Source organism: Bacillus sp. DTU_2020_1000418_1_SI_GHA_SEK_038, assembly GCF_032341175.1.
Classification (GTDB): domain Bacteria; phylum Bacillota; class Bacilli; order Bacillales; family Cytobacillaceae; genus Cytobacillus.
The window spans coordinates 1,410,995-1,423,385 of sequence record NZ_CP135435.1 but is presented as its reverse complement, the minus strand read 5'-3'; the positions used below and the strand labels follow the sequence as shown (position 1 = coordinate 1,423,385).

Sequence of the window (12,391 nt, the reverse complement as noted above, 5' to 3'; positions counted from 1 at the left end):
ATCTTCATCCCTTTTAATGAATCTTTTTCTTCTTTCTCCACAGCTTCCTAACAAATAGTAAATAAACAAGTGTAGGAACAGGCGCCTGGATTAAGCCGAGGATTCCCCATAGCCAATAGTTATGTCCATGTTTCCTTGCATTTGTGAATAGAAAAGTACTTTGACTGATTAAAATGACGGCAACAACAATAAGTAACGGTAAAGAAACTTCCTCATTCATGTTTCTTTCACCTGTTTAACAAACTGAATTGAAACGAATGCAAGGATAAACATAACAGCAATCCCTTGAATCGCGAAGAAGACAATTGGAACCCGGTACAAAGCAAATAAAATGCCGGTTAAAATAATTAGTGCAAGAATGGCGAAAAGTGAAGCATCGAAAATAAGCTTCTTTTTCATATTTTTCTTCTCTTCGACAATCAAATTCTCAAACCATTCTATATTTGGCGTTTGAATAGGTGTACCTTGATCAATTGAGTTAAGACCGTGCTCAATTTCCCTCATGACTAATAATAAGTCTTCATCTAGATCTTCTCTCATGTCTCTCTCTTTCTTCATTTATTCTCAACTCCTTCCTGACAGCCATAATTCCATTATGAACTCTAGACTTTATCGTCCCAGGGGATAGCTTCATCCACTCCCCAATCTCATCATAGGTATAGCCATAATAATGCCTTAAAATAATCGGAATCCTTACATCCTCCGCCAATTTGCCTAAAGCGGATATCGTATCATTCCATTCTTCATTCCTCGATTCCAGATGCCATTTTAGCTTTCTGTATTGTTCTTCATCCATCATGAATGCTTTTTCCCTTTTCTTTCTCCGCTGCTGATCGATATATAAATTTGTTGCAATTGAAATAAGCCAAGAGGAAAACTTGGATTTAAATTGGTATAAATGAATTTTCTCTATACATTTTGCCATTGTTTCCTGTGCTAGCTCTTCAGCTATATCTGGATTCATTGTAACTTTAATTAAATACTTAACTAAGAAGGGGTAATTATTTTGAAAAAGCGTGGCTAGAGCGCGTTTATTGCCGGACTTCGCGCTTTGTATGAGCTCTTTCTCCTCCATTTGACTAAGTTCCTCCCCTTCGTATCGTCCCGCCTTCATTACATTTCTTAGACTCATTATAAATTAGACGCTTGATAATAAATAATCGTTCACATATATTATAAATTTTTTTCATAAAAAAACATGGAAAAAGTAAAAAAACTTGGCTAAAAATGCCAAGTTTCTTTTAATCATCTTTTTTCCCTTTATTTTTCTTCCGCTTCTTCTCCCACTTTTTCTTTTCCTTTTCTATTTTCTTTTCCCACTTTTCTTTATTTTTCAAGAAGCCTTTATCAAACTTATTGAAATTTTCTTCTTGCTTTTTCTTTTCGATAAAGGAGGAAATATGCGGGACACCGAAAGAAATGGCTTCTTTATTTTGTAAAGCCTTAGACATGATCGTTTTAAAAATCGGCGCAGTTCCTTCTCCGCTCGTTGTTGTTAAATAGTGTTCCTTGTCAGTCCGATCATAGCCTACCCAAACAGCGCCAACAAGCTGAGGAGTATAACCAACGAACCATTGATCCTTTATCCCGTTTACCCCTTCAATGGGAACCTGTGTTGAGCCGGTTTTACCGGCTACCTCTCTCCCCGGAATCTGCGCTGCTTTTCCGGAACCTTGCTCTACAACACCAAGCAGCATGGTTGTGATTTTATCAGTTACCTCTTTAGTTGTTACCTTTGTTCTTTTATCATCCCAATTTGCAATAGTGTTTCCATTTTGGTCAACAATTTTTACAATCGTATGCGCGTCAGCCTTTTCCCCACCGTTTGCAAAAACAGTGTACGCTTCAGCCATATTCAAAGGAGATACTCCTTTATTTGTTCCTCCAAGTGCTAGTGCAAGGTTTTTGTTGATTGCTTCTTCCGGAATTCCAAACCTTTTTGCTGCGTCAATTCCCTTATCAATGCCGATTTCATTGAGAAGCCATACTGCAGGAATATTTAAAGAATCCTTCACAGCTTCATACATAGGTACTTGCCCACGAAATTTGAAATTATAATTATTTGGCTTGTAATCACCAAACTGCATTTTTTCATCCTGTAATTCATCTTTAATATCCCAGCCATTTTCAAGTGCAGGCGTGTAAGGGACAAGTGGTTTCATCGTTGAACCTGGCTGGCCTACGGGATGAATCGCCCTGTTATGTCCAAGGAGTGTGTGCTCGCCCCTGCCGCCAACTAGAGCACGAACACCCCCACTTTTTGGATCAATAAGAATAGCCCCGCTTTGAACCATTTGATCCCCTTTACTTACTGGAAACATGGAATCGTCACGATACGTCTCTTCAACAGTCGCCTGCATGAATGGGTCAAGTTCAGTATAGATCTGATAGCCGCCAGTTAATAACTCATCAAGAGTAAAACCGTATTTCTTCATCCCTTCCTCTAGAACAAAGTCAACATAATACGGATATTTCCCCTTGAATGGATCACCGCCTTTATCGTCAAAAACTAATTTTTCATTTTTCGCTTCTATCCATTGGTTTTCTGAAATAAAGCCATTGGTTTTCATTTGTGCGAGTACAATGTTTCTGCGATCAAGTGCTGCCTTTTCATTTTTGTAAGGGTTAATCACAGAAGGAGCTTTGATTAAGCCGGCTAATAAAGCTGCTTCACTGATCGTTAAATCTTTGACATCCTTACCGAAATACTTCATTGCTGCTCTCTTAATCCCCCATGCACCTTCACCAAAATAAATCTCATTCAAATACATCTGCAAAATTTCATCTTTGGTAAACTGTTTCTCAATTTCCCTCGCTAGAAAGTATTCTTCGATTTTTCGCTTATATGTTTTTTCTGATGATAGCAATGCATTTTTTGTCAGTTGCTGAGTAATTGTACTGCCACCCTCGACAATTTCCCCTGCCTTCATGTTTCGGAAAAATGCTCTTCCAATACTCGTAAAATCAACACCATTATGTTGATAAAAACGGTGATCCTCAATGGCAATAACCGCATTCTTCATATGATCTGGTATTTCCTTTATTGATACTCCTTCTACTTTATTAGCAGATATTTTGCTTGCAATCTCTCCGTTCACATCATAAATAACAGTAGACTGTGCAAGTCCGTCTTCTAGCGAACTAATATTTGCCCCGTTTGCGTAGTAATAAAAAAAGCCCAAAAATGCTAATACTGCAGTTGATGCAGATAGAATAGCAATTTGAGTCATATGCTTCTGCTTCCAAAATTTCAGGAACTTGATATAAACAGATTGTTTTTCCCTCATAATTCCTCCATAGTTGGTCAAAGATGTCTAAAATTATAATGATTCTATAAAGAAATTCGGCAGACTATTCATTTTTATGGGGGTTACAAACTGTTTTTTTCGTGTACCAGCTCGGCAAATCGTTCTTTGGAGGAGGATTCATCAAAGCTGCTATAAATACGAAAATGGTCTTCGTCAATGATGCGAAAATGCTGACTAATAATATTTTGCTGAAGCAAAATGCCATTTTCGTTCCCTAGCTCTCTCCACCAAATCTTTCCGCCCAACGTTTTTTCTTTTCGATAGTCAATCCCTTCTCTTGCAATCGTCTCGAGAACCTCCAAGGGCTCGTTTCCAAATAAAAAGCGGACTGTTTCCGTTTCCCTAAATAGGGCACAAACAGCAACAACTATCGACCAGCCTGCTTCGACTCGCCCTTTTTCTATTTGAACAAGGGTTTTTTTAGAGACACCAATAATCTCCGCCATTTTATCCTGTGTATATCCTGCTTCCGTTCGGATAAGACGCAATTTCTCAGATACTTTAAAAATTACTTCTTCGCGATTCAATGTATGCTTCATCCCTTTAATTTAGTGTATTTTTACACTGCTTCTTCAATTATAAAAGATTGCGTAAAAAAATGACAATAAATTAAACTGCGAGCCTATTGATATTTTGTGGAAATCGTTTGCTTTTCTCCTATTTTGACAAAGAATGAGTAGTCTTGAAGAACTGTTTTTTAATTCGTTTAAATTCGACAAAGGATATTCATATAAAAAGTAGAAATTTATATAACTATGGAAAAAGATTTATATTCATGAAGAATGGAGAGACAAATGTTAACAAGATCAAGTAAGAAGGTTGTTGAGCAATTGCACAGGGAAAAGAAAAATATGTTAAGTGAATGGGGAAAGAAAATAGTCGTTTCTTCTGAAGATCCGTTTAAAGATCGAATGAAGGAAAATGGCGAGGTAATGTTTTATCTTCTGACCCAATGCTTTTCATACTCAGAGGAGGAATTGGTAAAGACGATACGCAAGTTTGCAATTTCCATTGCGGATCAACGGTTAAAAGCCGGTATTAATATAGGCGAGTTTGTTTATAACGTAAATCTTGGACGTTCCATTTTCCAAGAAAAACTAAAATTTATGGACCTTGATTCTGAAGAACTAAACGAATACTATCAAAAGGTTCAATATTGTTTTGATCAATTCTTATTTTTCTCTGTTACTTATTATAGTGATGCAAAAAACCAGATTATCGAAGAAAAAACTCAATTTATTGATACAAGCCATAAAGACCGACTTACATTGCTAGGACAAATGACTTCTAGCTTCATCCACGAGTTTCGAAATCCACTTACCTCTGTTCAAGGCTTCATTCAATTATTAAAAGCTGAAAATCCAAACTTGAAATATTTAGATATTATTTCGATAGAATTAGAACAATTAAATTTTCGCATTTCTCAGTTTCTCTTACTATCCAAGAAAGAATTGATTGGAAAAGAGAAAGTGAATTTTTCACTTAATGAAATAATTGATGAAGTATTAGTTTTCTTGTATCCAAGTATTTTGGACGGCAAAGTAAAAATTGATAAATATATGCCAGACCATATTTACCTCTTGGGCTATTCGGATGAGATCCGGCAAGTACTAATCAATATTATTTTTAATGCAATTGATGTTTTGCATACGTATACGCAAGAACCATTAATAAAAATTACAAGCCATATTCAAGATGATTCATATATTAGGCTAGAAATTGCCAATAATGGGCCAAAGATTCCACATCATCTTGTCCAGTCCATCTTTGAACCATTTGTAACGACCAAATCTCTCGGCACTGGGCTCGGATTATTTGTTTGCAAAGAAATTATTGAAAAGCATAAAGGTAAATTAGAATGTGAAACAAAAGGAGAATTAACGGTATTTAGTATGATCCTTCCAATCTCTGACAAAAACCAAGGCTGATTCTTTAAGAGTCGGCCATTTTTTATTATTAATAGACGATATTTCAATCCGCTTGGAAAATTCTAATGTACTTCTATCATTTTTCCATATAAAATTGGTAATTATCTCTAATTTTTTTTAAAAGGGAGGGTATAAGATGTTTGTGCTAAAGGTTGATCAAGATATCGAATTGCAGCTTTTTCAATTGCACCATTCAGAAGAACTTTATCATTTAGTCGATACGAATAGAGAGCATTTAAGAGAATGGCTGCCTTGGGTTGATAACATGACTTCACCAATCCAATATCATGGGATTATTCCAATGTGGCTAAAAGCTTTTGCTGATAATAATGGACTTAATACTGGGATTCGTTATAAAGGGCAGCTTGTCGGTTCAGTTGGTTTTCACCAAATTGATTGGAATAATAAACAAACGAGTATGGGCTACTACCTTGCAAAAGGCTTTGAAGGAAAAGGGATTATGACTAGAACGGTTCAGGCGCTAGTCAATTTCGCGTTTCTGGACCTAAATTTAAATAGGCTGGAAATCCGCTGCGGGATAGGCAATAAGAAGAGCCGTGCGATTCCAGAAAGATTGGGGTTTATTCAAGAAGGAATTGTTCGTGACGCAGAATTTTTATACGATCATTATCATGATCTAGTAATCTATGGAATGCTTGCACGTGATTGGAAATAAAGGAAGTAGTTTAGCTTTTGTGGAAATTGTAAACTGATAGGGAGCGCAAAACATACACTATAGGTCTAATTTTCTACTTTAGTAGAACAATAACTATTGTTAGCATTTCTTGTCGGACATATGGTCCGTCATTCGGGGCAAAACAAGGGAATTCCTTATGTTTACGGACACAGGTGCCTCTATTTTATGAAAAAGCAGTAAATTATCCGTGTTTTTTAGTAAATAACTTACCCAGTGTCCGCTTAGTTTTTAATTAGGCCATTTTCATGAAAATAACGGATTCAATGTCCACATTATTTGTAGGCGTAAAAAAGTAACGCTCATAGTCTCTAAGCGTTACTTTTTGTTAATTTGTATAGGTTTCGTAAAGTTTTAATTCTACTCCACAAAACTTATTTTTTACTTTCCTTCACTCTCAGCAGTCTTAAACCGTTTAATGTCACAATCAATGTTGCACCCATATCCGCGAAAATCGCAATCCATAATGTTAGCCATCCCGGAACAACGAGCAGCAAGGCGATGAGCTTTATGCCAATGGAGAAAGTGATATTTTGCTTAATAATTTGTAACGCTTTGCGGCTTAATTTAATTGTAAAAGGCAGCTTGGATAAATCATCGCTCATTAATGCGATATCAGCGGTTTCAAGTGCGGTATCTGTACCCGCTCCCCCCATTGCAATGCCAACATTTGCAGCTGCAAGTGCAGGAGCATCGTTTACGCCATCCCCTATCATTGCTACTTTTTCATATGTGTCTCGAAGCTGTTTTATATAGGCTAATTTTTCTTCAGGAAGCAGTTCTGCTGCAATGCTTGAGACACCTATATTTTCACCGACAGCCCTTGCTGTGCCGTAATTGTCGCCTGTGAGCATAATCGTTTCTTCAATCCCTAATTCATGAAGTTTCCGTATAACACTCCTGCTGCTTTCCCTTACCCCATCAGAAATGGCTGCAATTCCAATAATTTTATCCTCTGTTCCTAATAAAACAACTGTCTTGCCCTCACCTTCCAATCTGGTAAGTTCAGGGGAAATGGCGTCCATTTCACGATGGCCTTCAAATAACTTAGGGCTGCCAAGTAAATAAGTAGCTTGATCAATCCGTCCCTTTATTCCTTTACCTGTTATGGAGGTAAAATCCGTCACTTCCACTTCTTTAAAAGGAAGCTTCTCCTGTTCAGCCCTATTTATAATTGCTTTTGCCAACGGGTGCTGGGACCCATTTTCTAATGCCGCGGCAATCCTTAATAGCTGTTTAACATTCATGCCATGATAAACGAGAAGATCTGTTATTGCAGGAATGCCTTTCGTAAGTGTTCCTGTTTTGTCAAAGGCAATGGCTCTTAAAGCCCCAGTCTCTTCTAGATGAATACCGCCTTTAATGAGGACACCATTTCTTGCAGCATTCCCAATGGCTGTGACTATCGACACTGGCGTTGAAATAACAAGAGCACAAGGACAGCCTACAACTAGTACAGCTAAGCCTTGATAAATCCAAGTATCCCAATTTCCATGTAAGAAAACCGGAGGAATAATGGCAACCAAGAAAGCAATTAGAATTATTACTGGAGTATAATACTTTGCAAATCTATCAACAAACGCTTGGGAAGGCGCGCGTTCTGCCTGTGCCTCTTCTACAAGATGAATTATTTTTGCGATTGTCGTGTCTTCCATTTTCTTCGTAACCGTAATTTCCAGTAGGCCTTCAACGTTCAACGTACCAGCAAAAACATCATCTCCTGATGATTTATTAACTGGAATCGATTCCCCTGTGATAGGTGCCTGATTGACAGTTGAAGCACCGGAGAGAACTTTACCATCCATTGCAATTTTTTGCCCTGGTTTTACTATCATAATATCTCCGATGACAATTTCTTCAACTGGAATGGTCATATCTTTGCCGTTTCGCCTTATATGAGCTTCCTTCGGCGCAATATTCATTAATGATTGGATAGAGGCCCTTGCTTTATCCATCGAATAGGCCTCGAGCACCTCACTGATGGCAAAAAGAATCACGACTGTTGCCCCTTCTCCCCATTCTCCAATAAGGGCTGCACCAATAATAGCAATCGTCATCAGAGTTCGCATATCAAACTGCAATTTGAAAAGATTTTTTAACCCTGTTTTAAAAAGGCCGTAGCCTCCTATGACGATCGATAAGCCATAAGCGATTACCGAAAGAATATATCCTTCCCCGTAATAAAATTGAATCATCCATCCAGCTATTAATAAAGCGCAGGAAACAAGGACATTCCAATTCTTTTTATAAAAGGGTACTTTTGTGAATTCGATTTTTTCATTTTCAGGTTTGAGTTTTATTCCTTCAAAGGCTCCAGCCTTTTCAAGCTCTTCTAAAGTGGTTGCCCCATAAACCGTGAGCTTTGAAGCTCCAAAATTAACACTGGCATCTATCACACCATCCAGGTGCTTAACGTTCTTTTCGAACTTTTGAGCGCAGCTAATTCAAGAAAAGCCTTGTACTCGATAGACAGTCTTATCCGTTTCTTTCGCCATTGCCTGGTTCACGTAAAGCCACCTCCTTATGATGGATAAATGCGATTTCGATGAGTTGGCGGACATGCTCGTCATCAAGTGAATAATAAACAAGCTTACCCTCTTTCTTAAACTTTGCTAGTCCAAGCTTCTTCAGTGTTCGTAAATGATGTGATGCGGATGCAATTGAGCAGCCTGCAATATTGGCAACATCGCAAACACATAAAGGTTCCTCTAGAACTAAGGAATAAGCAATTTTTAGACGGGTAACATCAGCAAGAGCTTTGAAAATTTTTGTTACATCTGTTGTATTCTGATCCATTAACTTGCTTTTTAACCGATTTACCTTTTCTTCATCAACGCATGTAATTTCACAAACATCATTTATGATCTTCATTTTCACACCATCATTCAAATGTTTATTTGAATATTAGTTTATGCTATCCTTTCATTTTCTGTCAAAGGAATTATGACAAAAATGTTTGTTTATAGAGTTGAAATGGTATTAATTAAAATAAAAAAAGATCATTTCGGGAAAAGTAAACTTCACAGGAGGTGAACGCTCCTTACAACCTTTGTGAGGACTTTAATGATGATACTTAATCTTTTCCTGCTATTTTTATTAATTGCCTTAACTGCTTTTTTTGTTGCATCTGAATTTGCCATGGTAAAGGTTCGTTCATCCCGTATTGACCAACTAATTGCAGAGGGCAATCCGAAAGCAAACGCTGCAAAAAAAGTAACCGCCAATCTCGATGAATACTTATCTGCATGTCAGCTTGGAATTACCATAACCGCCTTAGGCCTCGGCTGGCTTGGTGAGCCAACTATCGCAAAAATGTTAGAACCCATCTTTGAGCAGCTTAATTTACAGCCTTCCCTTAATAAGGTTCTTTCGTTTGTCATCGCCTTTTCAGTTGTCACCTTCTTACATGTAGTTATAGGAGAGCTGGCACCAAAAACAGTTGCCATTCAAAAAGCTGAAGCCGTTACTCTATCTTTCGCCCAGCCTTTAATTTGGTTTTACAAAATTTTATTCCCTTTTATTTGGACCCTTAATCACTCGGCAAGATTTGTAACTAGCCTGTTTGGTTTAAAGCCTGTTTCTGAGCATGAAATTGCCCACTCTGAAGAAGAATTGCGGATTATCCTTTCTGAAAGCCTGAAGAGCGGTGAAATCAACCAGTCAGAATATAAATACGTAAATAATATTTTCGAATTTGACAATCGCATCGCAAAGGAGATTATGGTCCCTCGAACTGAAATCGTCAGCTTAGATGAGAATGCTACGCTTTCTGAAGTCCTTGATGTCATCATGAATGAAAGGTATACAAGGTATCCGATCACGGGTGGAGACAAAGATACCATTCTTGGACATATTAACGTGAAAGAAATATTAACCGACTGTATTCGAAAAAAATGCAAAGAGGAAAATACAGTAGTGCAGTATATAAAGCCTGTAATAAAAGTTATTGAAACCATCCCTATTCATGATCTGCTGTTGAAAATGCAAAAGGAACGAATTCATATGGCCATATTATTTGATGAATATGGCGGAACTGCTGGTTTAGTTACGGCAGAGGATATTTTAGAGGAAATAGTTGGTGAAATTCGTGATGAGTTTGATGCTGATGAACTTCCTTTCGTGCAAAAGCTGGATAAAGACCATTATATATTAGATGCAAAGCTGCTCATTTCTGAAACGAATGATTTATTAGGTACGACTCTTGATGAAGATGAGGTCGATACTCTTGGCGGCTGGATACTCACACAAAAATTCGATTTAGAACAGGGAGAGGCCCTTGAACATGATGGATACCAATTTATTATTAAAGAAATTGAAGGCCACCATATACTCTATATTGAAGTGAAAAAAGCTAATGCTGACTGATGAATAGACCATTAGGAACAACAATGTTATTCCTAATATCGGTCTGTTCCTTTCTGTTCGTTTTTTATTTTCCGAAAATTCGAATACATATTTCTTTAGAATGCCCAATAAATTAATGTAACAAATAATTATTAAACTGTTACGTTTGACTGTATGGTTTTATCTAGCATATAATAAATTTAGGGAGTTACACTTATTTTTAGAAACTCTGACTTTATTTAATTGTAATGGGGTGATACGATGGGGCAGTTTATCGTATTGGTGAAATAGCAAAAATTGCAAATATTTCTAAACGAACTATAGATTATTATACAAACATTGGGCTTATCCAGGCTCAACGCACTAAGTCTAATTACCGTATGTATTCAGAAGAAGTTCTATCCGACCTTCATTTTATTGAAGAATGTAAAACTATGCATTTACCGTTAGATGAGATTAAGAGAAAACTAGAATTAAAATCAAAAACGGTCATGCATACAAGAGATGTTGAGAGGCAAATTGATGCGGTTACGCAGCAAATAAAGCAGCTTCATAATGAAATTGCTGTTCTGTTGCCACTGATCAATTGCTTGGATGAAGATCAAAAGGGTGACCTCTCAAAAAAGCTGAATACAGAAGGCACAACATTAATTAAATCTCTTGTAAGCCTGACAAGTTAACCCTATTTTCTAATATTTCAGGAGGTGACTCCTTACCCGAAAGATTCGGGCTAAGGGAATTTATTTGGACATATTAAACTTGGTTATTATAGCCATTTTAATTGCTTTGACGGCATTTTTTGTTGCTTCAGAATTTGCCATCGTAAAGATAAGAAGTTCAAGGATTGATCAGTTAATTGAAGAAGGAAATAAAGGTGCAATTCCAGCTAAGAAAGTGATTAGTAATTTGGATGAGTATTTATCAGCTTGCCAATTAGGGATAACCATTACAGCTCTTGGAATCGGTTGGCTCGGAGAACCGACCATTGCACATATGCTACACCCTATTTTTGAAAAACTGAACGTACCAAGTTCTGCATCACATATTATTTCAATCGGAATTGCCTTCGGAATTATTACCTTCTTGCACGTTGTTGTAGGAGAATTGGCGCCAAAAACCCTTGCGATTCAAAAAGCTGAAAAGGTTACATTGTTAACCGCACGACCATTAATTTTATTCTACAAGTTAATGTATCCTTTCATTTGGGCTTTAAATGGATCTGCTCAATTATTAACGCGACTATTTGGATTAAAGCCAGTTTCTGAACACGAATTAGCCCATTCAGAAGAAGAACTTCGCATCATTTTATCTGAAAGCTATGAAAGCGGCGAAATCAACCAATCTGAGTTTAAGTATGTAAATAAAATCTTTGATTTTGACGACCGTATTGCAAAAGAAATCATGGTTCCACGAACTGAAATCGTTTCATTCTCGAAGGATGATACGCTTGAAAGCTTTTTACAAACGGTTTATGAAGAGAAATTTACACGCTATCCAATAATCGATGGGGATAAAGACCATATTATCGGATTAGTGAATATTAAAGAAGTTATGACGGATCTCATTAAGAACAGACAGGTCACTTCCAATAAGCTTGAATCTTATACACGCCCAATTATTCGCGTAATTGATACGATTCCAATCCATGATCTTCTTCTTAAAATGCAGAAGGAAAGAATTCATATGGCTATTCTGATGGATGAATATGGCGGAACTTCCGGTCTGGTGACAGTAGAAGATATTATCGAGGAAATTGTCGGTGATATCCGTGATGAATTTGATATGGATGAAGTGCCAGAGGTTCGTAAAATCAATGAAGAACACTATATCATTGATTCCAAAATGCTTGTAAGTGAAGTTAGTGACTTGCTTAATGTAGATATCAATGACGAGGATGTTGATACAATCGGCGGTTGGATTTTAACAGAGAATTACGAAGCTAAGCAAGGCGATGTTATTGAATTAGATTCCTATGCCTTTAAGATTATCGACATGGAAGATCATCATATTAAGTATATTGAAGTCATGAAGCGTAATGAAAATGAAAAGACTCAACCCCTTCCCTTGAGGGGAACCCAAGTAGTCTAACAAATAAAAAGGTCAGATTCCAATCATTC

At 37.1% G+C, this 12,391-nt stretch carries 12 protein-coding genes; 5 read left to right on the top strand and 7 right to left on the bottom strand.

All coding sequences use genetic code 11. The features are described from left to right. Positions 1-13: 13 nt before the first annotated feature. From RRV45_RS07035 to RRV45_RS07015, 5 genes are all read right to left on the bottom strand, one after another. On the bottom strand, positions 14-220 hold the full coding sequence (locus RRV45_RS07035) for a sigma-Y antisigma factor component (RefSeq protein WP_315668089.1): 207 nt from the start codon (positions 218-220) through the stop codon (positions 14-16). Next, positions 217-558: a YxlC family protein gene (locus RRV45_RS07030; protein WP_315668088.1), complete on the bottom strand. Its 342-nt coding sequence runs from the start codon at positions 556-558 to the stop codon at positions 217-219. Before RRV45_RS07030 ends, RRV45_RS07035 begins: the two co-directional genes overlap by 4 nt. Then, positions 521-1,075, bottom strand: a complete 555-nt coding sequence (gene sigY, locus RRV45_RS07025; RefSeq protein WP_315668087.1) for an RNA polymerase sigma factor SigY — start codon at positions 1,073-1,075, stop codon at positions 521-523. The genes RRV45_RS07030 and sigY overlap by 38 nt, the downstream gene beginning before the upstream one ends. Positions 1,076-1,241: 166 nt before the next feature. Beyond that, positions 1,242-3,287 carry a transglycosylase domain-containing protein gene (locus RRV45_RS07020; protein ID WP_315668086.1) on the bottom strand — a complete coding sequence of 682 codons (2,046 nt, stop codon included), beginning with the start codon at positions 3,285-3,287 and terminating at the stop codon, positions 1,242-1,244. Positions 3,288-3,370: 83 nt separating this feature from the next. After that, positions 3,371-3,835, bottom strand: coding sequence for a helix-turn-helix transcriptional regulator (locus RRV45_RS07015; protein ID WP_315668085.1), 465 nt, complete (start codon positions 3,833-3,835; stop codon positions 3,371-3,373). Positions 3,836-4,102: 267 nt separating this feature from the next. Here RRV45_RS07015 and RRV45_RS07010 point away from each other — a divergent pair, with 267 nt between their 5' ends. Both RRV45_RS07010 and RRV45_RS07005 read left to right on the top strand, forming a co-directional pair. Beyond that, complete coding sequence (locus tag RRV45_RS07010) at positions 4,103-5,236, top strand: histidine kinase N-terminal domain-containing protein (RefSeq protein ID WP_315668084.1); 1,134 nt, start codon at positions 4,103-4,105, stop codon at positions 5,234-5,236. Positions 5,237-5,372: 136 nt separating this feature from the next. After that, positions 5,373-5,912 carry a GNAT family N-acetyltransferase gene (locus RRV45_RS07005; RefSeq protein ID WP_315668083.1) on the top strand — a complete coding sequence of 180 codons (540 nt, stop codon included), beginning with the start codon at positions 5,373-5,375 and terminating at the stop codon, positions 5,910-5,912. A 392-nt stretch (positions 5,913-6,304) separates the two neighbouring features. Here RRV45_RS07005 and RRV45_RS07000 read toward each other — a convergent pair whose 3' ends face one another. Then, on the bottom strand, positions 6,305-8,437 hold the full coding sequence (locus tag RRV45_RS07000) for a heavy metal translocating P-type ATPase (protein WP_410489340.1): 2,133 nt from the start codon (positions 8,435-8,437) through the stop codon (positions 6,305-6,307). Then, positions 8,406-8,801, bottom strand: a complete 396-nt coding sequence (locus tag RRV45_RS06995; protein ID WP_315668082.1) for an ArsR/SmtB family transcription factor — start codon at positions 8,799-8,801, stop codon at positions 8,406-8,408. Before RRV45_RS06995 ends, RRV45_RS07000 begins: the two co-directional genes overlap by 32 nt. 192 nt (positions 8,802-8,993) lie before the next feature. Between RRV45_RS06995 and RRV45_RS06990 the strand changes: the two genes are divergently transcribed. The 3 genes from RRV45_RS06990 (at position 8,994) to RRV45_RS06980 (ending at position 12,362) form a co-directional block, all read left to right on the top strand. Next, positions 8,994-10,295 carry a hemolysin family protein gene (locus tag RRV45_RS06990; RefSeq protein ID WP_315668080.1) on the top strand — a complete coding sequence of 434 codons (1,302 nt, stop codon included), beginning with the start codon at positions 8,994-8,996 and terminating at the stop codon, positions 10,293-10,295. A 257-nt stretch (positions 10,296-10,552) separates the two neighbouring features. After that, positions 10,553-10,954, top strand: a complete 402-nt coding sequence (locus RRV45_RS06985; protein ID WP_315668955.1) for a MerR family transcriptional regulator — start codon at positions 10,553-10,555, stop codon at positions 10,952-10,954. A 64-nt stretch (positions 10,955-11,018) separates the two neighbouring features. Beyond that, on the top strand, positions 11,019-12,362 hold the full coding sequence (locus RRV45_RS06980; protein ID WP_315668078.1) for a hemolysin family protein: 1,344 nt from the start codon (positions 11,019-11,021) through the stop codon (positions 12,360-12,362). Positions 12,363-12,391 lie beyond the last annotated feature (29 nt).

Excerpts from the sequence above, each read along its gene's own strand:
- RRV45_RS07035 (WP_315668089.1), bottom strand. The coding sequence starts at position 220 with ATGAATGAGGAAGTTTCTTTACCGTTACTTATTGTTGTTGCCGTCATT.
- RRV45_RS07030 (WP_315668088.1), bottom strand. The coding sequence starts at position 558 with ATGAAGAAAGAGAGAGACATGAGAGAAGATCTAGATGAAGACTTATTA.
- sigY (WP_315668087.1), bottom strand. The coding sequence starts at position 1,075 with ATGGAGGAGAAAGAGCTCATACAAAGCGCGAAGTCCGGCAATAAACGC.
- RRV45_RS07020 (WP_315668086.1), bottom strand. The coding sequence starts at position 3,287 with ATGAGGGAAAAACAATCTGTTTATATCAAGTTCCTGAAATTTTGGAAG.
- RRV45_RS07010 (WP_315668084.1), top strand. The coding sequence starts at position 4,103 with ATGTTAACAAGATCAAGTAAGAAGGTTGTTGAGCAATTGCACAGGGAA.
- RRV45_RS07005 (WP_315668083.1), top strand. The coding sequence starts at position 5,373 with ATGTTTGTGCTAAAGGTTGATCAAGATATCGAATTGCAGCTTTTTCAA.
- RRV45_RS06995 (WP_315668082.1), bottom strand. The coding sequence starts at position 8,801 with ATGAAGATCATAAATGATGTTTGTGAAATTACATGCGTTGATGAAGAA.
- RRV45_RS06990 (WP_315668080.1), top strand. The coding sequence starts at position 8,994 with ATGATGATACTTAATCTTTTCCTGCTATTTTTATTAATTGCCTTAACT.